This window comes from Streptomyces sp. NPDC029956 (assembly GCF_055574655.1).
In genome coordinates this window covers 140,010-164,570 of the sequence record NZ_JBVHZJ010000012.1, presented here as the reverse complement: position 1 = coordinate 164,570, position 24,561 = coordinate 140,010, and the positions used below count along the sequence as shown (strand labels likewise).

Here is a 24,561-nt window from a genome sequence, read left to right as displayed (position 1 = left end):
ATCACCGGATCGTGTGATCGATTTCCCGCCGGTCCGGGCCATGGTCTGTCAGGTCGCCCCCCTCGGAGGTCCGGCGTCAGGTCGCGGAGACGAGCCCCGCCTCGTACGCGATGATGACCAGCTGCACGCGGTCGCGTGCGTCCAGTTTGGCGAGCAGCCGGGTCACATAGGTCTTGGCCGTGGCGACGCTGATGTGGAGTTCGGCGGCGACCTCCGTGTTCGAGAGGCCGCGTCCCACCAGGGTGAGCACCTCTCGCTCGCGGTCGGTGATCCCTTCCGCCCGGCGGCGGGGCGCGGCGGGGGCGGTCCGCGGGCGGTCCGTGAACTCCTTGATGAGGCGCCGGGTGACGCTGGGGGCGATGAGGGCGTCGCCGGAGGCCACGACGCGGACGGCGGCGAGGATGTCGTCGAGGGCCATGTCCTTGACCAGGAAGCCGGACGCGCCCGCGTGGAGCGCTCCGTAGACGTGGTCGTCGTCGTCGAACGTGGTGAGCACGACCACCCGGGCACCGGTGGGGCCCTCGGTGATGAGGCGGGTCGCCTCGATGCCGTCCGTCCCGGGCATGCGCAGGTCCATGACGACGACGTCGGCGCCGGTCTCCTCCACGAGGCGCACGGCCTGGGCGCCGTCCGCCGCCTCGCCCGCGACGACGAGATCGGTGGTGTCGCCCATGACCATCCGGAGCGCGGTGCGCACGAGAGGCTGGTCGTCGGCGAGGACGACCCGGACGGTCCCCTCGGTGGTGGTGGTGTCGGTCATCGGGGGGTGGCTCCTGTGGGAAGGGGAAGGCGGGCGGTGACGCGGAATCCGCCGCCCGGGCGGGGACCCGCGTCGAAGTCTCCGTGCAGCAGGGTGACGCGCTCCCGCATTCCGACGAGTCCGTAGCCCGACCCGGCGGGGGCGGTCCTGTGGTCGTGGTTCCGGTCCCGGCCCCGGTCGCCGTCCCGGTGCGGGCCGGGGCCTCGGTCCTCCACGGAGACGACGAGGGCCTCGGGGTCCTGCTGGTCGACGGTCACCGTGCAGGAGTCGGCGCCCGAGTGCCGTACGACGTTGGTGACGGACTCCTGGACGACACGGAACGCGGAGAGGTCGATGTCCTGCGGCAGGGCTCGTGGCGCTCCGACCCGGCGGACGGCGACGCGGACGCCCGCCGCCGCGGTGACCTCGGCGAGGCGGTCGAGTACGGCGAGGCCCGGCATCTCGGGAAGCCCCGTGCCGTCGGCGGCGGGCGCTCCCGGCTCGGCGGCCGCCTCGGTTCTCAGCGCGCCGAGCATGCGGCGCAGTCCCGCCAGGGTCTCGCGGCTCGCCGTCTCGATCTCCGTGAGGGCCTGCCGGGCCTGTTCGGGCTTCCGGTCCATGACGCGGCGGGCGGCGCCGGCCTGGAGGGCGACGATGCCGATGCTGTGGGCGACCGAGTCGTGCATCTCGCGGGCGATACGGAGCCGTTCCGAGGTGACGGCCTGTGCCGCGGCCTGGGCGCGGGCCTGTTCGGCGTACGCCCGGCTCTGCTGCTCGGAGCGGCCGAGCAGCCAGGCGATGGCGGCGGTGAGGGCGACGGCGAGGGTGCTCGTGGTGCCCGCGCTCCAGCCCGCGAGCACCCGGACGGCGAGGTAGGCGGCCAGCGTGCCCAACGACACCACGAGGGCCCGGTTCGCCTCCCGGGGCGGTCGGGTGGCGGCGATGGTGCAGAGGGCCACGTCCACGGCGAGGTACTGGGCGAAGGGGATGGCGGTGACGCTGAGCGGGGTGCTGGCGACGACCGCCGCCCCGACGAGATGCCGAAGGGCCGCTGCCGGTCGGTGGGTCAGGAGCGTGCTGCCGCGCAGGGCGAGGGCGGTGGCGACGAGCATCATGGTGACGCCGTCCCAGCGCAGGAAGACCACCCCGGCGACGACGTCGGCCTCTTCCTGGCCCGGCAGCCGGACGCGCAGGAGGGCGGTGAAGAGCAGGCCCGCGAGCCAGGCGATCGCCGCCCACCGGCCGGGGGTGACTCTCCTGAGGAACGGCGCTGACGGGGTGGCGGACATGCGGTGATCGTAAAGGGAGTCGGGGCGGCGGTCATCGGTCCCCGGGTGTACGACCAGGGGTGACAGGACGGTCGCCGGGGCGGGTCCGGGCGTCGGGCCGGTCGGAGTGGTCGAGCCACTCGGAAAGGGGACGGGCCACACGGAGGGGACGGGCCGCTGGGGCGGGGTCAGGCGCCGGTCGGGACGTCGCGGCGCAGGCGACGGTCGAGCAGGCGCTCGTGGACCAGGCGGCCGACGAGGGCGCTTCCGTACACGACGAAGCCGACGCCGACGAGCCACGACTGGAGGACCAGGACGGTGCCGAACTGACCGTACGTCACCGCGTTCGAGGCGATGAGCGGGGAGAAGACGAGCTGGGAGAAGATCCGCAGCCCGAGCAGGCCGAGCGCGGTCAGGACGGCTCCCGGGGCGAGGGCGCGCCAGCGGATCCGGCCGCAGAGCAGAAACCGCTGCGACCACCAGAAGAACAGGAAGGTGCCGATCAGATCGCCCAGGGCGACGAGCGCGGTGATCATGGCCGGGGATTCGGCCGGGGCGGGGGTGGCGACGAACAGGAGCAGACAGGCGACGAGGACAGCCAGCCAGACGACGTGCCGCCACATGGTGTGCCAGCGGGCCGTGGGGAGGTCCCAGGCCCTCTCGTACCCGGTCTGTACGGCGGATCCGAAGGTGACGCCGAAGGCGGCGAGGGCGGCGAGGCCGAAGGCGGTGGTGCGTTGCAGGGCCTGTCCCGGCTGGCCGAAGAGCCGCTCGACCTCCTCTTCGGAGACCTCGGAGACGCCGAGGCCCTGGACGAGCCAGCGGGCGAAGCCCTGGCCGCTGGCGAGGTCGGCCGCGGCGACGACGATGAGGAGCGGCACGAGGGTGAGCAGGCTGAGCGCCGCGAAGCCCATGGCGCGGTGCATGAGTTCCATGGCGCGGCCGCGGTTCCAGGCGAGCCCGACGGGTGAGACGAGGACGCGGGTGTGAAGTCGCTGGAACCAGTGGCCGTGTGCATGACCGTGTTCGCGGTCGTGTTCTCGGCCGTGCTCGGGGCCGTGTTCGGCGGGGGCACCGTCGTACGGCGGACCGGGTGTGGAGGGCATGCCTCGTGAGGTACCCGGCTGGGAGGCAGGACATCGCAGGGGTGCGGCCGAACGGGTGCCGCGGCGGGAGGATCACGGGTCCGCGAAGGGGCTGCCCGGCCGGATGTCAGGGGATCGCCCGGGAGGCTGCCATGCCGGTTGTCAGGGGATGAGCGGGCGGGCGCCGGGGCCGGGGCGGACGGTGACGTCGCGGGCGGCCAGGGTGGCCCGTTCCTCGCCCTCGCACTGGACGACGACACGGACGGGTGCGCCGCAGTCGGCATGCCGGATGTCGAGGACCGGACCCTCCGGCTCCCCTGCGTGGGTGTCACCCCACTGCTTCAGGGCCAGGAGCACGGGCCAGAGGTCGACGCCCTTGCGGGTGAGCCGGTACTCGTACCGGGTCCGGGAACCGGGTTCCCGGTACGGTTCCGCCCGCAGCAGGCCGGCCGCGACCAGCTTGCGGAGCCGGTCGGCGAGCACCGCCTCGGAGAGTCCGAGGTGCCGACGGAACTCGTCGTAGCGGCGGACGCCGTTGAAGGCGTCGCGCAGGATCAGCAGGGTCCACTTCTCGCCCACGAGCTCCAGGGCGCGGCCGACCGGGCAGTTCTCCGTGTCCGTCTCCAGCCACTTCATCGTCACACTGTAGCCACCTGACTGTGTCGTTGACAGTCAGCTTTCAGGACAGCTAGCTTCGCAGTACAGAGCCAGCTGGGAGTCAGCCGGCCACGTCGGGCGGAGAGTGGTCATGGGGCGGTCGCGCACGGTCGAGTGGGAGGACGCCGGAGCCACCGCACGGGCCGCCGGGACGATGGCGGGCCTCGACTTCCTGCGGGAGATGGTGGCGGGACGCCTGCCCGGTCCCCCGATCGCCGCACTCCTCGGCTTCGGCCTCGAGGAGGTCGAGGACGGTCGCGCGGTGTTCGCCCTCGAGCCGGGCGAGGAGCACTACAACCCGATCGGCAGTGTGCACGGCGGGGTCTACGCCACCCTGCTCGACTCGGCGGCCGGCTGCGCGGTCCACTCGACGCTCCCGCTGGGCACGGCGTACACGTCGCTCGACCTGTCGACCAGGTTCCTCCGGCCGATCACAATCGACACGGGCAAGGTGCGGGCCATCGGCACGGTCATCTCGCGCGGGCGCCGGACGGCGCTCGCGGAGGCGGGCCTGTACGACGCGGAGGACCGGCTGCTCGCCCACGCGACCAGCACGTGCATGCTGTTCCCGGTCCCCGCGGGAGGTTCGGGGAGCACGCGCGCGTAGAGCCGTCCGGGCAGGGCCCGCACAGGACCGGTCTCGGTCCCGTGCGGCCCCGCCCCCGGCGCGGTCAGCGGAGTCCGAAGACCGGGAGGGTGCGGGTGCAGCCGTCCGGAGCGACGTCCGGCACGCCGTTGGCCTGGAGGGCGGCGCTCACCAGGGTGGCGAGCAGGTCGATGTCCGACCCCATGTCCAGACGGACCGTCACCCACCCCGATCCGGCGCGCAGACGGACCGCGCTCGACCCCAGGAGGGCCGGGCGCAGTTTCGCGACCATGGCACGGGTGAGGTGGACGTCGGCCTCGTGTTCGCCGTGGAAATGCACGATCTCGTGCGTCGCCGTTCCCAGTCCGAGCTCGGCGCCGCAATGGGCGCGGCCGGGGGTCAGCGAGGGCCAGCTCATCAGACGTTCACTGGCATGCCTGGCCGTGTTCATACGAGGAGCGTGCCGGGCCCCGGGGCCGCGCACAAGCGTCCGGCCGGAAGAATCCCGCTCGGAGCCGAAACATGCTGGAGACGGGGGTGGTGTGACCGTGTGTCACGGCGTTCCGTGGGATGGATGTGACCCTGTGTCACTGGTGTGCACGCGCGCGGATGCGGGCCGCGAGGACGGCCACGTCGTCCTCCGCTCCGTGCGCGCCGAGGCGGCGGAGCACCTCGTCGACGACCCGGCCCGGCCCGGAGTCCCGGGGAAGCCTGAGGGCGGCGAGACGGGCCAGGGAGTCGTCGATGTCCTCGCCGCGGCGTTCGACGAGTCCGTCGGTGAAGAGCAGCAGGGTGTCGCCGGGCCGGAGCGGACGCGTGGCCGGTTCATAGCCTCCGACGCCGGTGCCGAGGGGCGGGCCGACGGGGAGGTCGACGAGTTCGGCCGAGCCTTCGGCGCCGAACACGACGGGCGGGAGGTGCCCGGCGCTCGCGAAGGTCGCGGTGCCGCGGGCCGGGTCGACCCGGACGAGCAGGACGGTGGCGGGGCGGCGGGCGTCGTCCTCCGCGACCACGGAGTCGAGGTGGCGCAGCACCCGGTGCGGGGGCAGGTCGGTCGCGGCGACCTCGCGCAGTGCGGAGCGGTAGGCGTTCATGTCGACGGCCGCGTCGAGGCCGTGCCCCATGACATCGCCGACGACGAGCAGGCTGCGGCCGAAGTGGAGCCGTACGGTCTCGAACCAGTCCCCGCCGACGAGGGCGCGGGGTCCGGCGGGCAGGTAGCCGCCGGCGATCTCCAGATTGGGGTGCGGCCGTCCGGGCTCGGCGACGAGGGCGCGCTGGAGGTGGAGCGCGGCGTCCTCGGCGGCCGCGAGACGACGGGCGTGGCCGAGATGCCGGGCCGCGAGTCGGGCGGCGTGGCGGGCGAGGGCCATCTCGTCACCGGAGAAGGGCGTGCCGCCGGTACGGGTCAGGGTGACCGTCCCGAGCGCGTCCTCGTCATGGACGGCGAGGGGGAGGGAGAGCCTGTGGGTGGCGGGTCCGCCGCCCCCGTTCCCGCCCGGCGGGGCGGTGGCCCCGGGAGCCGCCTCGGCCCCACCGGACGCCTCCACTCCGGATCCCGAAGCCGGGCGGTCACCCTCCGTCTCCACCCGGGAGCCCGCGACCCGGCGGTCACCCTCCGCATCCACCCCGGACCCCGCGACCCGGCGGTCACCCTCCGCATCCACCCCGGACGCCCTGACCGGGCGATCGCCCGTCGGCTCGGCGGCCATGACGGGCGCCGTCGTCGCCCCGTCGGCCCGGCCCGTGGGACCCCACGGCTCCGGCGGCCCCGCGTGGGCCGCGCGCCGCGGTGGGGCACCCTGTTCCGCGAGAAGGTCGACCGTGGTGGAAGCGCGCAGCTGCCGGGCCGCGAAGGCCGCCAGTTCGCGGCAGGTGCTCGTCTCGTCGAGCGTCGTACCGATCTCGCCGACCGCCTGCTCCATGGCCCGCACCCTGGTCAGGAGTGCCTCTTCCTGCTCCGCTTCCCGTTCCGCCACGACACCTCCACCGCCGCGCGGCCCCCGGGTGGCATACCCGGTCCCCTCATTGCACCAGCGGGCGGCGCCCCGCGCGCGGCACGGACCTTGCGCGGGACGGTTGTGCGGCGGTGCCTGGATCTGATCAAGTACAGCAGAGGCTACTGGCCAGTACGAGATTTCGCTCCCCGGGGGGACAAGCCATGACGACCGGTTTCTTCAGCTCCGTCGACGACGTCGCCGACCGGCTCGCCGCGACCGGCTATCTCGCCTCACCCGCCGTCGCGACGACCGTCTTCCTCGCCGACCGCCTCGGCAAGCCGCTCCTCGTCGAGGGCCCGGCCGGCGTCGGGAAGACGGAGCTGGCCAAGGCGGTCACCGAGGTCACCGGCGCGCGCCTGGTCCGGCTCCAGTGCTACGAGGGCGTCGACGAGTCCCGCGCGCTGTACGAGTGGAACCACGCCAAGCAACTCCTGCGGATCACGGCCGGGCGGGGCGAGTCCTGGGACGAGACGCGGACGGACATCTTCGGCGAGGAGTTCCTGCTCCCCCGCCCGCTGCTCACCGCGATCCGCTCCGACCAGCCGACCGTGCTCCTCATCGACGAGACGGACAAGGCCGACGTCGAGGTGGAGGGCCTCCTCCTCGAGGTCCTCAGCGACTTCCAGATCACCGTTCCCGAACTCGGGACGATCACGGCGACCCGGCGCCCGTTCACCGTGCTCACCTCCAACGCGAGCCGTGAGCTCTCCGAGGCCCTGCGCCGCCGCTGCCTCTTCCTGCACATCGGATTCCCCGAGGAGGAGCTGGAGCGCAGGATCGTCGCCCTCAAGGTCCCCGGCCTCGACGACGCCCTCGCCGCTTCCGTGGTGCGGGTCGTCGGGGCGCTGCGGGCGATGGACCTGCGGAAGGTGCCGTCCGTCTCGGAGACGATCGACTGGGCCCGTACGCTGCTCGCGCTCGGCGCCGACCGGTTGGACGAGCGGGTCGTACGCGAGACCCTGGGCGTCCTGCTGAAGCACCAGGACGACATCGTGAGGGCCGGCGCCAAGCTCGACCTGGACGCGGTGTGAGCCGCTCCGTCGACGACGTGGACACCGCCGCCGCGCCGGCGACGGCCGCCACCCGCCTCACCGGTCTCGTCGGGGCGCTGCGTGCCCATGGATTCGGGATCGGGACCGGCGAGACGGTGGACGCCGGGCACGCCGTCGAGGCCGTCGGCTTCAGCGACCGGGAGCGGGTACGCGAGGCCCTCGCCGCGACCCTGCTCCACGGCGAGGCGCAGCGCCCGGTGTTCGACCGCGTCTTCGACCTGTACTTCCCGCTCGGCCACACCCGGGCCGGGGAGACGCACCAGAACGCCCCGGCCGATCTCGCGGCCCTGCGCGACCGGCTCGCCGAGGCCCTCACCACCGCTGACGGCGCGGCCCTCGACCGGCTCGCCGCCGAGGCGGTGGGCGGTCTCGGCGGCTACGGCTCCGGTCCCGGGTCGGACGGCTGGTCCTCGTACCGGACGCTGTCCCGGCTGCGCCCCGAGACGTTGCTGGCCCGTGTGCGGGAGCGGCTCCGGGCCGCGCCCGGACCGGAGGAGCCCGAGTTCACCGAGCGGCTGCTCGACGACGAGATCCGGCGCCGCATCGAGGCCTTCCGCGAGCGGGTGCGGACCGAGGCCCGGCGGCGGGTGGCCGAGCGCCAGGGCCGCGACCGGGTCGCACGCCGCGCGGTCGCGGGCACGGCGGACACCGTCGACTTCCTCCTCGCCGGGCGGGCGCAGCTGGACGAGTTGCGTCGTACGGTCCGGCCGCTGGCGCGGAAGCTGGCCACCCGGCTCGCGGCCCGTCGGCGCCGGGCGTCGCGCGGGGAGATCGATCTGCGGCGGACGCTGCGCCGCTCGCTGTCGACCGGCGGCGTGCCGGTGCGGCCGGTGCTGCGCCGACGGCCTCCACGGCGGCCGGAGCTGGTCCTGTTGTGCGACGTGTCCGGGTCGGTGGCCGGTTTCGCGCAGTTCACGATGTTGCTGGTGCAGGCCCTGCACGACCAGTTCAGCCGGGTGCGCGTGTTCGCCTTCGTCAACCGGGTGGACGAGGTGACGGGGCTGGTCGCCCGGGGTTCCGCGGATCCGGCCGGGCTCGGCGATCGCATCCTCGCGGAGGCGGAGCTGACCGGGTGGCACGGGCAGAGCGACTACGGGACGGCCCTGGGCGAGTTCGCCGACCGGTACGCCGATGCCCTCGGCCCGCGGACCGTGGTGTTCGTCCTCGGGGATGCCCGCACCAACGGTTCCGACCCGAACCTCGCGGCGCTGAGACGGATCGCGGACCGGGCTCGCCGGGTCCACTGGCTCAACCCCGAGCAGCCCTCGCTGTGGGGAACGGGCGATTCGGTGGCCCCGGCCTACGCGGGGCTCGTCGAGATGCGGCCGTGCCGGAACGCCCGCCAGCTGGGGGCTCTGATCGGTCGCCTGCTGCCCGTGTGACCGCGCGCGGCGCAGGGGCGGGGAGCGGGCCGGAACCCTCCCTCGCATGGCACCATCGCTCCATGGCCACCGGATCCGACCGTCCCGAGACGGAATTCCCCCGCGCCATCGGCGCGCCCGCCACCCGTGCGCTCGCCGCGGCCGGGTACACCCGGTTCGATCAGCTCGACGGGGTTCCCGCCGCCGAACTCGCCGCCCTGCACGGTGTGGGCCCGAAGGCGCTGCGCGTGCTCGGCGAGGAGCTCGCGGAGCGCGGTCTGTCGCTGCGGTGAGGTCCCGTCGCGCCCGGCGGGACCTCGGCTGTACGGGGGAAGGCGACGCGAACTAGCGTGACCCCCATGGAACTCTTGGGAGAGATCGCCGCCGACCGTCCGCTGCTCGTCCTCGCCGTCAAGGAGGAGGCGCAGTTCCTGGACACGGACCTGCCGGTGCTGCTGACCGGCATGGGCAAGGTGAACGCGGCGACCGCTCTCGCGCTCGCCCTGGGCCGCGGCCCGCGGCCGTCCGGGATCGTGAACCTCGGTACGGCGGGGGCGCTGCGTCCCGGCATGACCGGGACCCATGTGATCGGCACCGTGGTGCAGCACGACTTCGACGGCCGGCTGCTCGCCACGCTGACGGGCGAGTCGTACGGCGCGCCGCTGACGCTCCCGGACGGCGGTGACACGGTCCTGGCGACCGGGGACACGTTCATCTCCGACGAGGCCGCCCGCGCCCGGCTCGCGGAGCAGGCCGCTCTCGTCGACATGGAGGGATACGCCCTCGCGCACGCCGCCGGGATCGCCGGGGTGCCGCTGCGGATGGTGAAGCACGTGAGCGACGAGGCCGGGGAGGGCGCCGCGCGCACCTGGCGTGAATCGGTCGCCGAGTGCGCGCGGGTTCTCGCCGACTGGGCGGCGGCGAACACCCCGTACCGCGTCTGAGTGGACCACCCCGGCGGCCGCCGTGTGACGGCCGCCGGGCTCCGGGCGGTCAGCGGTGCTGGAAGTGGACCTCCGGGTTCGCCGGGGACGGCCCGTCGAGGATCGGCCGCGGGAGTCCCCGCAGGTGCTGGTCGAAGAAGGCGGCGACGTACGTCCGGGTGACGGCGACGGCGCGGTCGGTGGGCAGCTCGGGCTGCGGCAGGCCGAAGTGGCGCGAGATCACGGGTCCGTCGGAGAACGTGAAGTGCTCGGAGCCGGCCACGGTGACCCAGCGCTTCCACCCGTCGAGACCGTTCCACGTCCGGTCCCAGGTGGTGTCCGTCCCCCCGGGCAGGTGCATGGCGTCGTGGGTCCCGAGCATCATGAACGGGCGGCCGCGCAGGCCGTCAGCCGGCAGGTCCTCCCAGAAGGACCCGTCCATGTTGATCCCGGCGTCGACGCGCGGATCGGCCACCATCGCGGAGGCCGCGCTCGCCCCGCCGATGGAGTGGCCGGCCATGCCGATCCGGCGGGCGTCGATCACGTCGGCGTGCTTCCACACGGGCCGGGGCCCGGTGAGCCGGTCCAGGACGTACCGCACGTCGGCGGCGCGCGTCGAGGTGACCACGCTGCCGTGCACACCTCCCTCGTCGAGGGCCGTGCAGGCGACGCAGGTGAGGGTGCGGCCGCCGGGGAGGCTGATCCCGTAGGACTCGTACGCGTGGTCGACGGAGGCGACGACGTAGCCGCGGGAGGCGAGGTCCTCGGCGAGATGGGTGAGGGTCCAGCGGGAGACGCTGAAGCCCGGTGAGAGCAGGACCAGGGGGCGGCGGCCCGGGGCGGGCCGTGCGTCGGTCCTGCTGTGGGTGCGCGTACGGGCGAGGACCTCGCCCGAGACGCCGGGCCCGAGTTGCTCGGCGAGCAGTCGCGCCTCCTCCCGGGTGGCGTACGGGGCGGGGCGGCCGCCGCCGGGGCCCGCCGCCGGGTAGTGGACGGTGACCATGAGCGCGCGTCCGTCGGCGGTGGGAACCCACGGGTCGGTGCGGGACCGGTCGACGAGCGGGAGGACGGTGCTTCCGACGGAGTACGGCCCGGTGGGCACGGGCAGCGTGGCGGTCTTCGCCGGCTGCGCGGCCGACGGCGGCGGCACGTCGGGAGTGGCCGCGGTGGCCACACCGGCGGGTAAGGCGACGGAGCAGACGAGGAGGGCGGCGACGGCCGCCCGGGTGAATCGGATCATGAGGACACGCTAGAAGTCCCCGCCGTCACCTCGCGTCCTGCTGGGGGCCCATGTGCCGTCAGACCAGAGATGTACGCGCGCGGCCCGGGTGAAACGGCCCCGGATCCCGGCCACGTGCCGACGTCACGGGCGAACTCCCGTGCCGCCCGCGCCCGTCCGCCCGCCCATCTCCCGGAACGGTCTTGACAGCGCGGAAGGCGGCCTGCCTAAGCTGAAGCGCTCCCTTCCCGACTGCGGACAGGGATCTCGGCCCGGACCTGCGGGGAGGCGGATGTGCGCGGAGCGAGCGCGGAGCCGCACGACCTCCTTCCCGGCCTCCGGTCGAGTGCCCGGCTGGTCTGCCGACGGCACGTCGACTTCTGCCGTACCTCCTCGGCCATCTGTCCTTCCCCCGGCGTCTGACCCCACCCTCGTGGGTCCGCACGTCCTCTGACATCCCGCCGCCCGGGCCCCGTCGCGCTCGCGCGCGCCCGTGGGTCCTGTCGCGTGCCCCTGTCTTCCGGAAGGACTTCCCATGCCCTCCCCTGCCCTGCGCCTGGCCGTCGAGATCGACGGCGACGGCGCCCATCCGGCCGCGTGGCGCCGTGCCGCGCACTCCCCCGGCGAGCTGCTGACCCCACGTCGGCTCGCCCGGGTCGCGGCCGTCGCCGAGAACGCCGGGTTCACCCTGGTCACCCTGGACGACTCGATTCTGCCGCCGGGGTCCGGCGCCGGTCCCGCGGGCCGGATCGGCGCGGTCGAGAGGGCCGCGTTCGTCGCCGCGTCGACGAGCGTCCTCGGGGTGGCCCCGGTCCTCGCGACCACCTACGCCGAGCCGTTCCACGTGTCCTCGCAGCTCGCCTCGCTCGACCATGTCGCGGCCGGCCGGGCCGGCTGGGTGGTGGGGGTCGAGTCGGACCCCGCCGCCGCCCGTGCCTGGGGACGGCCGCCGGTCGAGGGGCCCGCCGCGACGGCGCGCGAGACCCACGACGGACTCCGGGTCGTACGGGATCTGTGGGACTCGTGGGAGGACGACGCGGTGATCCGGTCGGTGGCCACCAGCCGCTATCTCGACCGCTCGCGGCTCCATTCCATCGACTTCACCGGCGAGGCGTACTCCGTGAAGGGGCCGTCGATCGTGCCGCGCCCGCCGCAGGGGCGGCCCGTGGTCCTCGCCCGCCCGGGGGTCGTTCCGGCCGAGCTGACCGATGTGGCGCTGATCGGCGGTGGCGGCGTCGCCGACGTGGCCGCGGCGGCCGCGGGCGACGGCGCGTCACCCCGCGCCTTCGTCGAGATCGAGGTGGCCCTGGACACCCCGCGCGAGACGGCGGCGGAACGGATCGCCGACCTGGAGCGGTACGCCCCGTGGACCGCCCGGCCGGACCGGCTGCGGTACACGGGCGCCGTCGCCGGTCTGGTGTCCCTGCTCACCGAGTTGCACGGGCGGGTCGACGGGGTGCGCCTGCACCCTCTCGTGCTCGACGAGGACCTCGCCGTGCTCTCCCGGCTCGTCCTGCCCGAGCTGTTCGTCCGGCGGATCGCCGCCCGCCCGCTGCCCGGCACCACCCTGCGTGCCTCCCTGGGCCTCCCCCGGCCCCTCAGCCGCTTCACGACGACCGAGAGTGCCGCCGCCACGCCCGTACGGGAGGAGACCCGATGACCCGCACCGATCCCGCCGACGTGCCCCGTCCGGACGCGCTGCTGCACTTCGGGGTGTTCTTCCAGGGAGTCAACCACTGGACGATCTGGTCGGATCCCTCGAGCGGCTCCCAGATCGATCCGGCCTCCTTCCTCCGGGTCGCGCGGACCGCCGAACGCGGGCTCTTCGACGCCTTCTTCCTCGGGGACGGTCTGCGGCTGCGCGAGTCGGAGGGCGGCATCCACGAGCTGGACGTGGCCGGCCGCCCGGACTCGATCACCCAGTTGTCGGCGCTCGCCGCCGCGACCGAGCGGATCGGGCTCGTCTCCACGTCCAACACGACGTTCAACGAGCCGGGCGATCTCGCCCGGCGCCTCGCCGGGCTCGACCTGCTGTCGGGCGGCCGGGCCGGCTGGAACGTGGTGACCACGCACAACGCCTGGACCGGGGAGAACTTCCGGCGCGGCGGATTCCTCGACCACGCCGACCGCTACCGGCGCGCCGAGGAGTTCCTGTCGGTGGCGCGGGCCGTGTGGAACGGCTGGGCGGAGGGTGCGGTGGCCGGGTCCGTCGACGCCGGTTCCTGGTCGGTGCCGGACGCGGTGGGACGCGTGCGGTCGAAGGGCGCGCACTTCGACGTCGACCTGGTTCCGACGCTGCCGCGCAGTGCGCAGGGGCATCCGGTGATCTTCCAGGCGGGCGACTCCGGCGAGGGACGGGACTTCGCCGCCCGTCAGGCGGACGTGGTGTTCTCGGCGCACGGTACGGACTTCGACGACGCGCTCGCCTTCGCCGAGGACATCCGGCGCCGGCTGCGGGCGGCGGGCCGTGCCGAGGACGCACTGCGGATCCTGCCGGGCACGGAGATCGTCATCGGGGCCACCGAGAAGGAGGCGGAGGAGAAGGCGCGCTGGGTCCGCCTCGAACAGGTCACTCCCACCGTGGCCCTCGGCATCGCGAGCCGGCTGTGGGGCTTCGACCTGTCGGGGCGGGACGCCGACGGGCCGCTGCCCGCCGAGGACCCGGTGGTCGCCCGGGACACGGGCACGTTCGGGACGCGCTGGGTGGACGATCCCCGGGCCGTGGTGGCCGAGTGGCGGGCGAAGGCCGAGGCCAACGGCTGGTCGCTGCGCGAGACGGTCATCGAGCTCGGTCCGCAGCACGGCCATGTGGGAACCCCGGCCGGGCTCGCCGAGAAGTTCGCCCGGTTCGTCCGGCACGGGGCCGTCGACGGCTTCAACGTCTCGCCGTACCTGGTGCCGGACGGTCTCGACGACATCGTGGAGCTGCTCGTGCCCGAGCTCCAGGAGCGGGGCGTGTACCGGTCCTCGTACACGGGCACGACGCTCCGGGAGCATCTGGGGCTCGCCCCGGCGGTGTGACATCCGGGCCGGCACGGGTGAGGTGACACCCGGGCCGGGACGGGCGGTGTGACACCCGGGGCGGACGGGCACGCGCGCGTGGAGCCGCGGGCCCGTCCGCCGTCCGACCCGGGCAGGAGCCGGCCGGGTCGGCCCGCCGGGTCAGCCGAGCGGCAGTTCCAGGCGGGACGGTTCGTCCTCCGGGGAGCCGATGACGGTCTGCGTCCAGGTGGCGGAGGCGTCCCCGTACAGCGGGTCCTTGCTGTCGACGACCAGCATCAGCCGGTTCCCCGAGGGGATGTCGTACGCGGCCGCCTGGAGCCTCCAGGTGACGGTGGTGTCCTGTTCGGGCGTCAGGCCGTACACGTTGAGCGGCTCATGACTGATGATCCGGGCCGTGCCGTCCTCGGCGACGTCCAGGAGGTGGGCGTAGAGGCTCGCCGAGGCGGCCGTGGAGCGGACGGTGAGCCGCAGCCGGGGGATGCCCCGGACGCGGCGGCCGACGCCCTTCTCCCCGTCGGGCGAGACGAGCGGTTCGGTCGTCCACGCCACCGCGTGGCGGCGGTCGATCTTGTGGGTGTCGTAGATCTTGGGGTTGCCCTGCCACTCCGCCTGGCCGGTCTTCATGATCGCGTCCATGGCGGTGGCCTCGGTGTCCACGCCCGCGAGGAACGCACGTCGCCAGCCGGTCTCCTCTCCCCCCGGCCCGCCCGCGGGGACGAGCCGGCCGTCGGTGGCGCCCGCGCCGTCGCCGGTGAGGCCGAGCACCTCGGTGCTGCCGGTGACCTCGCTCCAGCCGGGGCTGGTCTCGCGGCGGGCGGGCACGACGATCCGGTTCTCGCCGGTGGCTTCGCCGGTCTCCGGGTCCAGGACGGGTTCCGTCACGTACGAGAACATCACCTGGTTGCAGACCTGCGGCCACTCCTCCACGCCGTTCCGCTCGCCCCTGAGGTGGTGGTCGAGCCAGGCGTACGCCTCCGCCATGGGGAGGTTGACCTCGCCCCGGACGGCCGGCGGGCCGATGAGCGCGGGGCCCTCGGGCGCGGCGTGGTCGCCGATCCACAGGTTGAGCCGCTTGGGCACGTCCAGGCCGTTGAAGGTCGTCAGGGTCTGGTTGACCGCGAAGAGGCTCTCGTGCCAGGTGTTGGAGAAGAAGGTCGGCGTGCCGTTCTCGTTGGTCAGGGGGAGGTACGACTCGGGGGCGCGCTTGAGGCCCCACTCGACGACCGCGTCCAGGTTCCGGTCGGCCTGGAAGTCGGCCAGGATCTCCCGGTTGGCCTGGTCGAACTTGCTCTCGACCGGTCCGCCGGTGAGGGCGAGGAGGGCCTTCACGGCCGCGAGGTGGCGGGTGTTGTGGTCGTAGAGGCTCGTCGCGAGGTTGCCCCAGGTGCTGAGGGCGACGACGGCGGCCACCCGGTCGTCGTGGGCGGCGACGAGCTGGCTGATGCCGGAGCCGTACGACTCGCCCATGAAGCCGATGGCGCTCGGGGCGAAACGGTCGACGGCGAAGTCGATGACCGCGGAGCCGTCGGCCCAGTCGTGCGGTCCTGCGACGTCGACGAAACCGCTGGAGGTGGAGGGCAGTCCGGGGATGCCGAGGCCGCGCGGGGTGTAGGCGAGGACGTGGTAGCCCTTGCGGGCGAGGACGAGGTACGACCAGAGGAACAGCGGCCAGCCGAAGGGGGTCCAGCCGGCGGGCACGACGACGAGCGGGTGCGGGCCGGGACCGAGCTGCCGGAGGCTGAACGCGGAGAGCCGGACGTTCTCCGCTGCTCCCTCGCTCTCGGCGGCCCCTTCGATGCGGTGGTACGCGGGCAGTGCCAGGCCGCGCACCTCCTCGACGATCGCGGCGAGTTCGGCGGGGAGCAGCCCCGTGGCGGTGTCGGTGCCGTCGGTCGTGCCGCTCAGGAGTGCGTCGGCGAGGGTCTGGCCGAGCCGGACTGCGCCGGGGTCCACCGTTCCGTCGGCGGCCCAGAGGCCGCGTGCGGTGATCCGGGAGGCCTCGGCCGCGGTCAGGGCCGCCGTGACGTCCGGGAAGCCGGGAAAGTGTTCGGACGAGCCGGTGGTGAAGGGGTTCTCCTTGGGCACGTGCACCCGTTCCTCTCGCTGGACTGGTGACTGTCCGCGGTGCGGACGGTCGCAAGCCTCACGTATGTGGGGCGGAGCGGCCAGAGCGCACGAACAGCGCACGTGTCACGCAACCGGTCGGGAACGACACAAGCCGCCCCGAACTCGATGTTTGGGTACGACGAGGGCAGGCCGGGCTCAGCGGGATTCGGGCGGAACCACCACGAGCAGGGCGGCGACGTCGTCGTCGAGGCCGCCGGCGCCGTAGTCGGTGAGGTCCTTGTGGAGGAGGGTGGGCACCTCCACGGCCGGTTGCCGCGCCCAGCCGCGCAGACGCAGTTCCAGCGGGTAGAAGGTGCCGGTCCTGTCCCGGGTCTCGCTGACGCCGTCGGTGTAGAGGAGTATCCGGTCCCCCGGCCGGAACGGCACCTCCTCGATGCGGTGACGGGAGTCGGCGAGGCCCGCGAGGTTCACGGGCAGCGACGGGTCGGCGAAGGCCACGGGCTCGACCTCTCCGCCGCGCTGGAGCAGCGGGGCGGGGTGGCCGCAGCTGAGGAGCCGTGCGACGTCCTCGCCGTCGGGGAGTTCCACGAGGACGACCGTGGCGAAGCGTTCGGCGGCGTCGGAGTCCGGGTCCCAGGCACCGTAACGGGCCAGGCCCTCGTCGAGCCGGTCGGCGAGGGCGGCCAGGTCGGCGGCGTCGTTGACGGCGGCGCGGAAGGAGCCGAGGAGCACGGAGGCGGTCTCGACGGCGCCGAGGCCCTTGCCCTGGACGTCGCCGAGCATGATCCGTACGGCGCCGGGGACCCGTACGGCCTCGTAGAAGTCGCCGCCGATCCTGGCCTTGGCCGCGGCCGCCACGTACAGCAGATGCAGGTCGAAGCGGCCGAGGTGGGCGGGGAGCGGGCGCAGTACGACCCGCTGGACGACCTCGGCGACGGCGGTGAGTTCGCTCATGTCCCGCTCGTAGCGGGTGCGGACCCGGCTGACCCAGGCAGCGGCGGCGGTGACACCCACGATCACGATCAGGTTCGCGACGAGCTCCGGCGGCGCGGCGAACTCGCCCCTGATGGCGCTGAGGAGCAGCCGGGCCGCGACGGCGAGGAGACCGATGCCGATCGTCCAGGGCACGCTCCAGGTGACGGCGGCGAGCGCGGGTGCGGCGACGAGGAGCCGGTCGAAGCGCTCCCGGTCGGGCGTCAGCAGATCTGCGACGAACGCCACCGCCAGGACCAGGAAGGGCAGCGCGCGGCCGAGGTTGAACTGGGTGCGTGTCGGCGCGTCGGAGCGAGCCCGCTGACCTGCTGGCATTTCATGATCGTACGCACGGTCGGCGTCCGGCCCGTGGTGACGGCGACTCCGGGCGTGTCCGCCGCCGGTCGTCGCCCCGGGGCAGGACGAGGGCGGCGGGGAGGGCGAGTGCGGCGATCAGGACGAGGGCCGGGAGGGCGACTCCCCGGGACGGGACGAATCCGCCGTCCGGGACGAGGGCGAGCAGCAGGGTCGCGGTGGCGACCCCGAGCGCCGGTCCGACGTTCATCGCGGTCTGCTGGAGACCGCCGGCTACTCCGGCGTGGGCTCGGGGGCGCGGTGCACGACGACCGAGGTCGCGGTGACCATCAGGGTGACGAACCCGGCACCGAGCAGTGCGGCGCTCGCGCCGACGGCGACGGCGCCGGCCGTCGTGTCGAGGCGGGAGAGGAGCAGCACCCCGAGGGTGAGGAGGGCGGCTCCGGCCGTCGCCGTGCGCCGGGGGCCGTAGCGGCGCTGGAGCGGCGGGCAGAGGGGTGCACCGAGCACCATGAGGACGGCGAGCGGGAGGACGCGCAGCGCGCAGCCGAGGGGGTCGAGGCCCTGGACGTCCTGCAGGAAGTAGGTCGCCACGAAGAGCGAGCCGAAGAGGGCGGCCGAGGCGGCGAGCAGGACGGCAAGGCCGGCGACGACGGGCACGCTCCGGAGCAGCTCCGTGGGCAGCAGGGGGCGCGCGGCACGACGCTGGTGCCGGGCGAGGACGAACCCGGTGACGACGGCCACCGCGACGGCGGCCAGGCCGGCGGAGGCGCCGCCGGGACGGGCGGCCTCGACGAGCCCGTGGACGAGCAGCCCCAGCGTGACGGCGAGCAGCAGGGCGCCGGAGGGGTCGAGCGCGGAGAAGCCGGTGCCCGGGGCGGCCTTCCGGGCGGGAGCCGTCTCGTACGACGGGCTCGGCTGGTTCGACATGCTCGGCTCAGCCGACCGGCTCGGCTCGCGCGGCGGGCTCGGCTGGTTCGACATGCTCGGCTCAGCCGACCGGCTCGGCTCGCGCGACCGGCTCGGTGCGGTCGGGCGTTCCCGGGTCACGAGCGCGAGCAGGCCGATGGCGAAGGTCGGGGGTACGCCGAGGAAGAAGACCGAGCGCCAGCCGTACGCGGTGACCAGCGCGCCGCCGACGAGCGGGCCCGCCGCGGCGGCGAGGCCGATGGCGGTGGTGCGCACGGCGATGGGGGGGCCGAGCCGGTCCGGCGGGTAGGCGGTCCGGAGCATGCCGAGCGTGGCGGGCTGGAGGAGCGCACCGCACACGCCTTGGAGCACCCGGAGCACGATCACGGTGCCGATGCCGGGGGCCAGGGCGATTCCGGTGGAGGCGGCGGCGAAGCCGAGGGCACCGAGGGCGAAGACCCGGCGGTGGCCGTAGCGGTCGCCGAGCCGTCCGGCGAAGACCAGGAGGCTCGCGACGGCGACGAGGTATCCGGTGCTGGTCCACTGGACCTGGCCGACGTCGGCGTGCAGATCGCGCTGGAGGGCGGGTTGGGCGACGGTGAGGACGGTGCCGTCGAGGGCGACCACCGCCGCGCCGACGACGCTGCATGCCAGGACCGGCCCGCGGCGCGGGCTCATGAGGCCTGCCCCGTGGGACCGAGGTGCGCGTCGAGGGCGGCCGCGAGGAGCGGGGCGGGGTCGTCGCCGCCGGTCGCGAGGCGGAGGCTTCCCCAGTGCCAGAGCTGGGCGATGCCGTGGAGGTTGGCCCAGAGGGCACCGGCCAGGACGGCGGGGTCGGCGGCGCCGGGGCGGACGCGGGCGACGAGTTCGGCGAGGCGGGCGAAGAGCGGCAGACTCGTCTCCCGCAGCCCGAGGCTGCCGCTCTCCAGCAGGTCGTGCCGGAACATCAGCTCGTACATGCCGCGTCGGGTTCCGGCGTAGTCGAGGTAGACGCGGGCGAGGAGCGCGATGCGTTCGCGCGGCGCGGCGGTCTCCCGGTCCTCGGCGGCGACGCGGGCGGCCAGTTCGGTGAAGCCCTGGCGGGCGATGGCCGACAGGAGTTCGAGATGGGTCGGGAAATAGCGGCGGGGGGCGCCGTGGGAGACGCCGGCGCGGCGGGCGATCTCGCGCAGCGAGAGGGCCTGGGCGCCTTCGGCGTTCACGAGCTCGACGCCGACGCGGACGAGTCGCTCCCGCAGCCCTCCGTCACCCACGTCGCCCCGGTCATCCACGTCACTCCGATCACCCTGGTCGCCCCAGTCGCTTCGGTCACTTCGGTCACTTCGGTCACTGCCATCGTCCGCGAGTGACTGATGGTCTTCGGCTCCCTCATGCATAGACACTGTCTACCAAGATCGAGTAGACGCTGTCTACTCACTCTCGCGCCCCTGTCCGCTACACTCAGGGACAGCGAAGGGGAGTAGCCCTGCAAACCGGTCGTCGACATACTGGAACCCTCGGGTTCCCGGTGACCGGGTCCGCGTGCGACGCGGACGGGCGAGACCTTCGGCCAGGCATCAACCGCGTCCGCGCATCCGTGGGCGTGGTCCGTCATGCCGGGCCGAGTGGTCCTCCCGTCGCCCACCGAGGTGTCGTGCCAGGTCCACGGGCCCGGACCGAGCAGAGAGCCCCGGTATGCACCTCGACCCCTTGGCGATCCTCACCGCCTTCGGGCTGATCTTCCTCGCCGAGCTTCCCGACAAGACGATGTTCGCGTCCCTCGCCATGGGCACGCGGATGCGTCCTCTGTACGTATGGATCGGCACCTCGACCGCCTTCCTCGCGCACGTCGCCATCGCGGTCGGCGCCGGCAGCCTGCTCGGGCTGCTTCCGGGCTGGTCCGTGAAGCTCGTCTCCGCCCTGCTGTTCGGTTTCGGCGCGTTCATGCTGCTGCGCGGCGGGGGCGACGACGACGAGGCCGACGAGGGCGGCAGGACCGTCACCGGCTTCCTGCCCGTCTTCTCGACGGCGTTCATGGCCGTGTTCATCAGCGAATGGGGCGACCTCACCCAGATCACCACGGCCAACCTGGCCGCCACGAACGGCACCTGGTCGACGGCGATCGGCTCCCTCGCCGCCCTGATGAGCGTCTCCGCGCTCGCCCTGGTCGCGGGCCGCTTCATCGCGAAGCGTGTTCCGCTCAAGACCGTGCAGCGCATCGGCGGCATCTGCATGGCGGGCCTCGCCATCTGGTCCCTGACCGAGGTCTTCACCGGCTGAGTCCGGACACGCGGCCGCACGGCGAACGCCCCTACCCCCGCAGGGTGGGGGCGTTCGCCGTTCCCTTCGGGCGTCCGGCACGTCACGGCCCTTGATGAAGCAGTGAATCACTGCTTCACTTCTTTCATGCCCTACCGACGCACCCCCGCCGTCCAGGCCCGCCTCGACGCCCAGCGCGCCTCCGTCGTCGAAGCGGCCCGGGCCCTGCTCTCCGAGCAGGGATACGCGGGATGCACGGTGGCGGCCGTCGCCGCCCGCGCCGGAATCGCCACGGGCAGCGTGTACCGCCACTTCCCCGGCAAGACGGAGCTGTCCGTGGAGCTCTTCCGGACCGTGGTGAGCCGGGAGGTCGCAGCCGTCTCCGAGGCGGCCGGACACCCCGGACACCGTTCGGCCGCCGAACGGGTGGTCGCCGTCATCGAGACCTTCGCCCTGCGTGCCCTCAAGTCACCGCGCCTCGCCTACGCACTGCTCGCCGAACCGGTCGACGCGGCCGTGGACGCCGAACGGCTGGTCTTCCGGCGCGCGTTCCGGGACGTGTTCGCCGCACGCGTCGAGGAGGGCGTGCGCTCGGGCGAGCTGCCGCCCCAGGACCCGGTCCTGACGGCCTCGGCACTGGTCGGGGCGGGCGCGGAGGCGCTCGTCGGCCCGCTGGCGGAAGGGTCCGTCGGACCCGGCACCGTACCCGCACTCGTCTCCTTCACCCTGCGAGCACTGGGAGTTCCCGATGCCGACCACGCATGAGGTCACCAACCAGGTACCGCCCCTGACCGGCTACGACGTCTCCGCCGACCCTGCGCTCCTGGAGGCGCTGCGCCGGGAGGGCGCGGGCTGGGCCGAGGCCGAGGTCCGCGAGCTCGGCGCGCGGGCCGGCGGTGCACAGGCCCAGGAGTGGGGGCGGCTCGCCGAACGCCACTCCCCCGTGCTGCACACCCACGACCGCCACGGCCACCGGATCGACGAGGTCGAGTTCCACCCGCACTGGCACGACCTGATGGACGTGGCCGTCCGGCACGGGCTGCACGGCGCGCCCTGGCGCGACGAGCGACCGGGCGCGCACGTCGCCCGCGCGGCGAAGGTGTTCGTCTGGGGGCAGGCCGACGCGGGGCACCTGTGCCCCGTCTCCATGACGTACGCGGCGGTGCCGGCGCTGCGCGCCCAGCCGGAGCTGGCCGAGGTGTACGAGCCGCTGCTGACCTCCTCGGTGTACGACTTCGGTCTCCGGGTGCCGACGGAGAAGCGCGGCATCATCGCCGGAATGTCCATGACCGAGAAGCAGGGCGGCTCGGACGTCCGCGCGAACACGACCCGGGCCGTACCGACCGGCGAGCCCGGCCTGTACGCGCTGACCGGCCACAAGTGGTTCACCTCGGCACCGATGTCCGACGTCTTCCTCACGCTCGCGCAGGCGCCCGGCGGTCTCTCCTGCTTCCTGGTGCCGCGCGTCCTGCCGGACGGCAGCCGCAACGCGATCCGCCTCCAGCGACTCAAGGACAAGCTGGGCAACCGCTCCAACGCCTCCTCCGAGATCGAGTACGAGGGCGCCCTCGGCCGGCTCGTCGGAGAGGAGGGGCGCGGGGTGGCCACCATCATCCGGATGGTGAACATGACGCGGCTCGACTGCGCCATCAGCTCGGCCTCCGGGATGCGCCTCGGACTCGTCCAGGCGGTCCACCACGCCACGCACCGCGAGGCGTTCGGGGCGCGGCTCGTCGACCAGCCGCTGATGCGGAACGTCCTGGCCGACCTCGCGGTGGAGGCGGAGGCGGCCACGCTCGCGGCGCTGCGCCTGGCCGGCGCGGTCGACCGGGCCACGCGCGGCGACGCGGAGGAGGAGCAGCTGCGGCGGCTCGGGCTCGCGGTCACCAAGTACTGGGTGTGCAAGCGGGCGCCCGCCCACGCGGCGGAGGCTCTGGAATGCCTGGGCGGCAACGGCTACGTGGAGGACTCGGGCCTGCCCAGGCTCTACCGGGAGTCGCCGCTGCCGTCCATCTGGGAGGGCTCGGGGAACGTCGCCGCGCTCGACGTGCTGCGGGCGATGGCCCGTCAGCCGCAGGCGGTGGAGGCGTTCTTCGCGGAGGTCGATCTGGGCGTGGGGGCCGACCGGCGCCTGGACGCGGCCGTCGCGGGCCTCCGCAAGGACCTCGCGGGGCTCGGCGACCCGGACGCCGCGGCCTACGGGGCGCGGCGTCTCGTCGAGCGCCTGGCCCTGGTGCTGCAGGGCTCGCTGCTCGTACGCCACGGAAACCCGGCGGTGGCGGACGCGTTCTGCGCGTCGCGGCTCGACGGCGACCGCGGCCTCGCCTTCGGCACGCTGCCCGCGGGGGTGGACACGGCGGCGATCATCGCGCGGAGCGGCCCTGACGCGGTGAGCGCGGGCTAGACCCTGACGTCACAGTGCCGTCCGAACCGCGGCGACATGAACGCGGGGGCCGCCCTTCGGGCGACGACGGGAACGTGACGACAGGACCTGGACGCGAGGGAAGGGCTTCGTCGGCCGTGCCCCGGGACTCCCGGGCCCGGCGTCGAAGCCTCCGCGCGGTGCGCGGTTCGGTGCCGGCTCCTCCGGAGAAAACCTCCGGCCCGGCCGCGCACCGGTCGATACGATCATCGTGATGACTACCTGCTCTGCTATCAGATCGGGGGTCCCGTCCGCGCAAGGTGAGTGCTGATGCTCACTCATGCCGCGAACGGCGATTCCCGCCTTTCCCTCTGGCTGCGCGTGCGCGAGTTCGCCGTGCCGCCCTCCATGATCGAGACCGCCGCACTCCGGCGCACCGCCGGTGACTGGGCGGGCGCCTGCGCCGCCGCGGGCATCGACGTCGACCTCGACCTGCGCTCCACCGCCCGTGCGTACGGGCGGGAACTCGCCGCCCTGGTCAGGGCGGACCTCCGGCGACTCGCTCCCGACCTGCTGCGCTGGCACATGCCGCGGATCGCTCCCGACGGAGTCCTGCGCCCGGGGCTCACCGTCCCGCTGGCACGCTACGCCGTCCCGGGGGACACCGCGGGTGACGAGGACATCGGGGACATCGGCTCCCGTGGGCCGTACCTCGTGGTGCGGACCGCACCCGCGTGGGCGGACGCCGGACAGCGGATGAGCCTCGCGCTGTGGGACGGATCCCGTGCCGCGGGCGGTGAGCGCCGGCATCCGCATCCGCGCCCGAGCCGGCGGTACCGCCTGGATCTCCATCGCCATCTCTGGGACACGCGGCGCAGCGACGAACTGCGGGTCCGTTCCGGAGCCGACGCCGGGCCCTCCGCCGATCCGCCGTTGCCGGGCGACGAGGCACCCGGACCCGGCCACGCCGTCGACCGCTGGGCGGCGGAGGCCGAAATCCTGCTCCGGGCCGAAGGGCGGGACGCCGGGCGCGTCCGTGTACGGCTCGGGGCCCGCCGACAGCTGGTTCTCGACGTGCCGGCGGACGGCGGCCCGGCATCGGCCGTCCACGCGATGCCCCCGTCGGCCGTGCGGGCGCTGCCCGCGCTGCCCGACGCCGCGACCTGGGTGCCGCCCGATCTGGAGTTGCTGCGCGCCGGTCTGATCGAGGCAGGGCGGCTGCATCCGCTCGTCGCCTCGGCGCTCGTCCCCGGGCACCGGCCCGCCGGGGCGGCCGAGGTCGCGGATCCGCCCGGGCGGCCACGTCTGGTGGACTGCCGGGGAGTCCCGCACCGAATCGGCCTGTCCGACGGCGTCCTCGCTCCGCTCGACCACTCTCCCGCCGAGATCCGGCGGGAGGAGCTTCTGGTCGCGCTGGGCGGCCCTCCCCTCCCCTGCCTCCAGGCCATCGACGACGCCCACCGCCGTCCGGACTGCCTCACGGGTGTCCGCGAACGTCTGGACCACGGCGACACCGCGGGCGCGCTGGCCGTCGTCGAGGGCCTGCTCGGTCCCGGGGCAGCGCTGCGCAACGGCGCGCTGCGGGACGCACTGGAGTCGGCAGCCCGACGGCGGATCGCGTACGGGCTCTACCGAGCGGACCTCCACGGCCCGGGACCGGGACGTGTACTGCCCGGGAAGGACCGTCCCCGGGGCCATCGCGCCCGCCCCCGCCACAGCCGCGACCTCTGATCGAAGCGGTACCGGCCCGCGCACCGACACCGCCCACGTCCTCGTACATCGACGGAATCGGCGGTGCAGACCGT

Annotated in this window: 23 protein-coding genes; 11 read left to right on the top strand and 12 right to left on the bottom strand. The window is 74.0% G+C overall.

Going from position 1 to position 24,561, the window contains the following annotated elements; all coding sequences use genetic code 11:
- Nucleotides 1-76 precede the first annotated feature (76 nt).
- From ACZ4XX_RS12735 to ACZ4XX_RS12720, 4 genes are all read right to left on the bottom strand, one after another.
- Nucleotides 77-760: a response regulator gene (locus tag ACZ4XX_RS12735; RefSeq protein ID WP_468507933.1), complete on the bottom strand. Its 684-nt coding sequence runs from the start codon at nucleotides 758-760 to the stop codon at nucleotides 77-79.
- Nucleotides 757-2,028 carry a sensor histidine kinase gene (locus ACZ4XX_RS12730; RefSeq protein ID WP_468507932.1) on the bottom strand — a complete coding sequence of 424 codons (1,272 nt, stop codon included), beginning with the start codon at nucleotides 2,026-2,028 and terminating at the stop codon, nucleotides 757-759. Before ACZ4XX_RS12730 ends, ACZ4XX_RS12735 begins: the two co-directional genes overlap by 4 nt.
- A 167-nt stretch (nucleotides 2,029-2,195) precedes the next feature.
- On the bottom strand, nucleotides 2,196-3,113 hold the full coding sequence (locus tag ACZ4XX_RS12725) for a YhjD/YihY/BrkB family envelope integrity protein (protein ID WP_468507931.1): 918 nt from the start codon (nucleotides 3,111-3,113) through the stop codon (nucleotides 2,196-2,198).
- A gap of 141 nt (nucleotides 3,114-3,254) precedes the next feature.
- Nucleotides 3,255-3,728, bottom strand: a complete 474-nt coding sequence (locus ACZ4XX_RS12720; RefSeq protein ID WP_468507930.1) for a winged helix-turn-helix transcriptional regulator — start codon at nucleotides 3,726-3,728, stop codon at nucleotides 3,255-3,257.
- Nucleotides 3,729-3,840: 112 nt separating this feature from the next.
- On the opposite strand from ACZ4XX_RS12720, the gene ACZ4XX_RS12715 reads away from it, so the two are divergent.
- Nucleotides 3,841-4,356, top strand: coding sequence for a PaaI family thioesterase (locus ACZ4XX_RS12715; RefSeq protein WP_468507929.1), 516 nt, complete (start codon nucleotides 3,841-3,843; stop codon nucleotides 4,354-4,356).
- 64 nt (nucleotides 4,357-4,420) lie between these two features.
- Here the strand turns inward: ACZ4XX_RS12715 and ACZ4XX_RS12710 are convergent, their stop codons facing one another.
- Together ACZ4XX_RS12710 and ACZ4XX_RS12705 are read right to left on the bottom strand one after the other, a co-directional pair.
- A complete protein-coding gene (locus ACZ4XX_RS12710; RefSeq protein WP_468507928.1) occupies nucleotides 4,421-4,786 on the bottom strand; it encodes a luciferase domain-containing protein in 366 nt (121 codons plus the stop codon).
- Nucleotides 4,787-4,922: 136 nt separating this feature from the next.
- Nucleotides 4,923-6,260: a PP2C family protein-serine/threonine phosphatase gene (locus ACZ4XX_RS12705; protein WP_468507961.1), complete on the bottom strand. Its 1,338-nt coding sequence runs from the start codon at nucleotides 6,258-6,260 to the stop codon at nucleotides 4,923-4,925.
- A gap of 236 nt (nucleotides 6,261-6,496) precedes the next feature.
- On the opposite strand from ACZ4XX_RS12705, the gene ACZ4XX_RS12700 reads away from it, so the two are divergent.
- The 4 genes from ACZ4XX_RS12700 (at nucleotide 6,497) to ACZ4XX_RS12685 (ending at nucleotide 9,692) form a co-directional block, all read left to right on the top strand.
- Nucleotides 6,497-7,366, top strand: a complete 870-nt coding sequence (locus ACZ4XX_RS12700) for an AAA family ATPase (protein WP_468507927.1) — start codon at nucleotides 6,497-6,499, stop codon at nucleotides 7,364-7,366.
- Complete coding sequence (locus tag ACZ4XX_RS12695; protein WP_468507926.1) at nucleotides 7,363-8,769, top strand: VWA domain-containing protein; 1,407 nt, start codon at nucleotides 7,363-7,365, stop codon at nucleotides 8,767-8,769. The genes ACZ4XX_RS12700 and ACZ4XX_RS12695 overlap by 4 nt, the downstream gene beginning before the upstream one ends.
- Before the next feature lie 62 nt (nucleotides 8,770-8,831).
- Nucleotides 8,832-9,041 (top strand): DNA-binding protein, encoded by a 210-nt coding sequence (locus tag ACZ4XX_RS12690; RefSeq protein ID WP_073905549.1) that lies wholly within the window; start codon nucleotides 8,832-8,834, stop codon nucleotides 9,039-9,041.
- A gap of 66 nt (nucleotides 9,042-9,107) precedes the next feature.
- On the top strand, nucleotides 9,108-9,692 hold the full coding sequence (locus ACZ4XX_RS12685; RefSeq protein ID WP_468507925.1) for a nucleosidase: 585 nt from the start codon (nucleotides 9,108-9,110) through the stop codon (nucleotides 9,690-9,692).
- 49 nt (nucleotides 9,693-9,741) lie between these two features.
- On the opposite strand, the gene ACZ4XX_RS12680 is transcribed toward ACZ4XX_RS12685, so the two are convergent.
- Nucleotides 9,742-10,911 (bottom strand): alpha/beta hydrolase family protein, encoded by a 1,170-nt coding sequence (locus tag ACZ4XX_RS12680; RefSeq protein WP_468507924.1) that lies wholly within the window; start codon nucleotides 10,909-10,911, stop codon nucleotides 9,742-9,744.
- Nucleotides 10,912-11,425: 514 nt separating this feature from the next.
- Here ACZ4XX_RS12680 and ACZ4XX_RS12675 point away from each other — a divergent pair.
- Both ACZ4XX_RS12675 and ACZ4XX_RS12670 read left to right on the top strand, forming a co-directional pair.
- The gene (locus ACZ4XX_RS12675; protein ID WP_468507923.1) at nucleotides 11,426-12,550 is read left to right on the top strand and encodes an LLM class flavin-dependent oxidoreductase; all 1,125 of its coding nucleotides are present in this window, start codon (nucleotides 11,426-11,428) and stop codon (nucleotides 12,548-12,550) included.
- Nucleotides 12,547-13,911 (top strand): NtaA/DmoA family FMN-dependent monooxygenase, encoded by a 1,365-nt coding sequence (locus tag ACZ4XX_RS12670; RefSeq protein WP_468507922.1) that lies wholly within the window; start codon nucleotides 12,547-12,549, stop codon nucleotides 13,909-13,911. Before ACZ4XX_RS12675 ends, ACZ4XX_RS12670 begins: the two co-directional genes overlap by 4 nt.
- Before the next feature lie 141 nt (nucleotides 13,912-14,052).
- Here the strand turns inward: ACZ4XX_RS12670 and ACZ4XX_RS12665 are convergent, their stop codons facing one another.
- From ACZ4XX_RS12665 to ACZ4XX_RS12645, 5 genes are all read right to left on the bottom strand, one after another.
- Entirely contained in the window at nucleotides 14,053-15,978 is a 1,926-nt protein-coding gene (locus tag ACZ4XX_RS12665; RefSeq protein ID WP_468507921.1) for a CocE/NonD family hydrolase, read from the bottom strand.
- A 177-nt stretch (nucleotides 15,979-16,155) separates the two neighbouring features.
- The gene (locus tag ACZ4XX_RS12660) at nucleotides 16,156-17,268 is read right to left on the bottom strand and encodes a PP2C family protein-serine/threonine phosphatase (protein WP_468507920.1); all 1,113 of its coding nucleotides are present in this window, start codon (nucleotides 17,266-17,268) and stop codon (nucleotides 16,156-16,158) included.
- Between the two features lies 1 nt (nucleotide 17,269).
- On the bottom strand, nucleotides 17,270-17,497 hold the full coding sequence (locus ACZ4XX_RS12655; protein WP_468507919.1) for a hypothetical protein: 228 nt from the start codon (nucleotides 17,495-17,497) through the stop codon (nucleotides 17,270-17,272).
- Nucleotides 17,498-17,520: 23 nt separating this feature from the next.
- Entirely contained in the window at nucleotides 17,521-18,834 is a 1,314-nt protein-coding gene (locus ACZ4XX_RS12650; protein WP_468507918.1) for an MFS transporter, read from the bottom strand.
- Complete coding sequence (locus tag ACZ4XX_RS12645; protein ID WP_468507917.1) at nucleotides 18,831-19,427, bottom strand: TetR/AcrR family transcriptional regulator; 597 nt, start codon at nucleotides 19,425-19,427, stop codon at nucleotides 18,831-18,833. The genes ACZ4XX_RS12650 and ACZ4XX_RS12645 overlap by 4 nt, the downstream gene beginning before the upstream one ends.
- Nucleotides 19,428-19,830: 403 nt before the next feature.
- Here ACZ4XX_RS12645 and ACZ4XX_RS12640 point away from each other — a divergent pair, with 403 nt between their 5' ends.
- The 4 genes from ACZ4XX_RS12640 to ACZ4XX_RS12625 all read left to right on the top strand — a co-directional run bounded on the left by ACZ4XX_RS12640 (nucleotide 19,831) and on the right by ACZ4XX_RS12625 (nucleotide 24,487).
- A complete protein-coding gene (locus ACZ4XX_RS12640; protein WP_328940512.1) occupies nucleotides 19,831-20,415 on the top strand; it encodes a TMEM165/GDT1 family protein in 585 nt (194 codons plus the stop codon).
- 126 nt (nucleotides 20,416-20,541) lie between these two features.
- Complete coding sequence (locus ACZ4XX_RS12635; RefSeq protein WP_468507916.1) at nucleotides 20,542-21,159, top strand: TetR/AcrR family transcriptional regulator; 618 nt, start codon at nucleotides 20,542-20,544, stop codon at nucleotides 21,157-21,159.
- The gene (locus ACZ4XX_RS12630; protein WP_468507915.1) at nucleotides 21,143-22,798 is read left to right on the top strand and encodes an acyl-CoA dehydrogenase family protein; all 1,656 of its coding nucleotides are present in this window, start codon (nucleotides 21,143-21,145) and stop codon (nucleotides 22,796-22,798) included. The genes ACZ4XX_RS12635 and ACZ4XX_RS12630 overlap by 17 nt, the downstream gene beginning before the upstream one ends.
- Before the next feature lie 288 nt (nucleotides 22,799-23,086).
- The gene (locus tag ACZ4XX_RS12625) at nucleotides 23,087-24,487 is read left to right on the top strand and encodes a hypothetical protein (protein WP_468507914.1); all 1,401 of its coding nucleotides are present in this window, start codon (nucleotides 23,087-23,089) and stop codon (nucleotides 24,485-24,487) included.
- The last annotated feature ends 74 nt before the right edge of the window (nucleotides 24,488-24,561 follow it).

Coding starts and splice junctions, on each gene's coding strand:
- ACZ4XX_RS12735 (WP_468507933.1), bottom strand. CDS start 760: ATGACCGACACCACCACCACCGAGGGGACCGTCCGGGTCGTCCTCGCC.
- ACZ4XX_RS12730 (WP_468507932.1), bottom strand. CDS start 2,028: ATGTCCGCCACCCCGTCAGCGCCGTTCCTCAGGAGAGTCACCCCCGGC.
- ACZ4XX_RS12725 (WP_468507931.1), bottom strand. CDS start 3,113: ATGCCCTCCACACCCGGTCCGCCGTACGACGGTGCCCCCGCCGAACAC.
- ACZ4XX_RS12720 (WP_468507930.1), bottom strand. CDS start 3,728: ATGAAGTGGCTGGAGACGGACACGGAGAACTGCCCGGTCGGCCGCGCC.
- ACZ4XX_RS12715 (WP_468507929.1), top strand. CDS start 3,841: ATGGGGCGGTCGCGCACGGTCGAGTGGGAGGACGCCGGAGCCACCGCA.
- ACZ4XX_RS12710 (WP_468507928.1), bottom strand. CDS start 4,786: ATGAACACGGCCAGGCATGCCAGTGAACGTCTGATGAGCTGGCCCTCG.
- ACZ4XX_RS12705 (WP_468507961.1), bottom strand. CDS start 6,260: ATGGAGCAGGCGGTCGGCGAGATCGGTACGACGCTCGACGAGACGAGC.
- ACZ4XX_RS12700 (WP_468507927.1), top strand. CDS start 6,497: ATGACGACCGGTTTCTTCAGCTCCGTCGACGACGTCGCCGACCGGCTC.
- ACZ4XX_RS12690 (WP_073905549.1), top strand. CDS start 8,832: ATGGCCACCGGATCCGACCGTCCCGAGACGGAATTCCCCCGCGCCATC.
- ACZ4XX_RS12685 (WP_468507925.1), top strand. CDS start 9,108: ATGGAACTCTTGGGAGAGATCGCCGCCGACCGTCCGCTGCTCGTCCTC.
- ACZ4XX_RS12680 (WP_468507924.1), bottom strand. CDS start 10,911: ATGATCCGATTCACCCGGGCGGCCGTCGCCGCCCTCCTCGTCTGCTCC.
- ACZ4XX_RS12675 (WP_468507923.1), top strand. CDS start 11,426: ATGCCCTCCCCTGCCCTGCGCCTGGCCGTCGAGATCGACGGCGACGGC.
- ACZ4XX_RS12670 (WP_468507922.1), top strand. CDS start 12,547: ATGACCCGCACCGATCCCGCCGACGTGCCCCGTCCGGACGCGCTGCTG.
- ACZ4XX_RS12660 (WP_468507920.1), bottom strand. CDS start 17,268: ATGCCAGCAGGTCAGCGGGCTCGCTCCGACGCGCCGACACGCACCCAG.
- ACZ4XX_RS12655 (WP_468507919.1), bottom strand. CDS start 17,497: ATGAACGTCGGACCGGCGCTCGGGGTCGCCACCGCGACCCTGCTGCTC.
- ACZ4XX_RS12650 (WP_468507918.1), bottom strand. CDS start 18,834: ATGAGCCCGCGCCGCGGGCCGGTCCTGGCATGCAGCGTCGTCGGCGCG.
- ACZ4XX_RS12640 (WP_328940512.1), top strand. CDS start 19,831: ATGCACCTCGACCCCTTGGCGATCCTCACCGCCTTCGGGCTGATCTTC.
- ACZ4XX_RS12635 (WP_468507916.1), top strand. CDS start 20,542: ATGCCCTACCGACGCACCCCCGCCGTCCAGGCCCGCCTCGACGCCCAG.
- ACZ4XX_RS12630 (WP_468507915.1), top strand. CDS start 21,143: ATGCCGACCACGCATGAGGTCACCAACCAGGTACCGCCCCTGACCGGC.
- ACZ4XX_RS12625 (WP_468507914.1), top strand. CDS start 23,087: ATGCTCACTCATGCCGCGAACGGCGATTCCCGCCTTTCCCTCTGGCTG.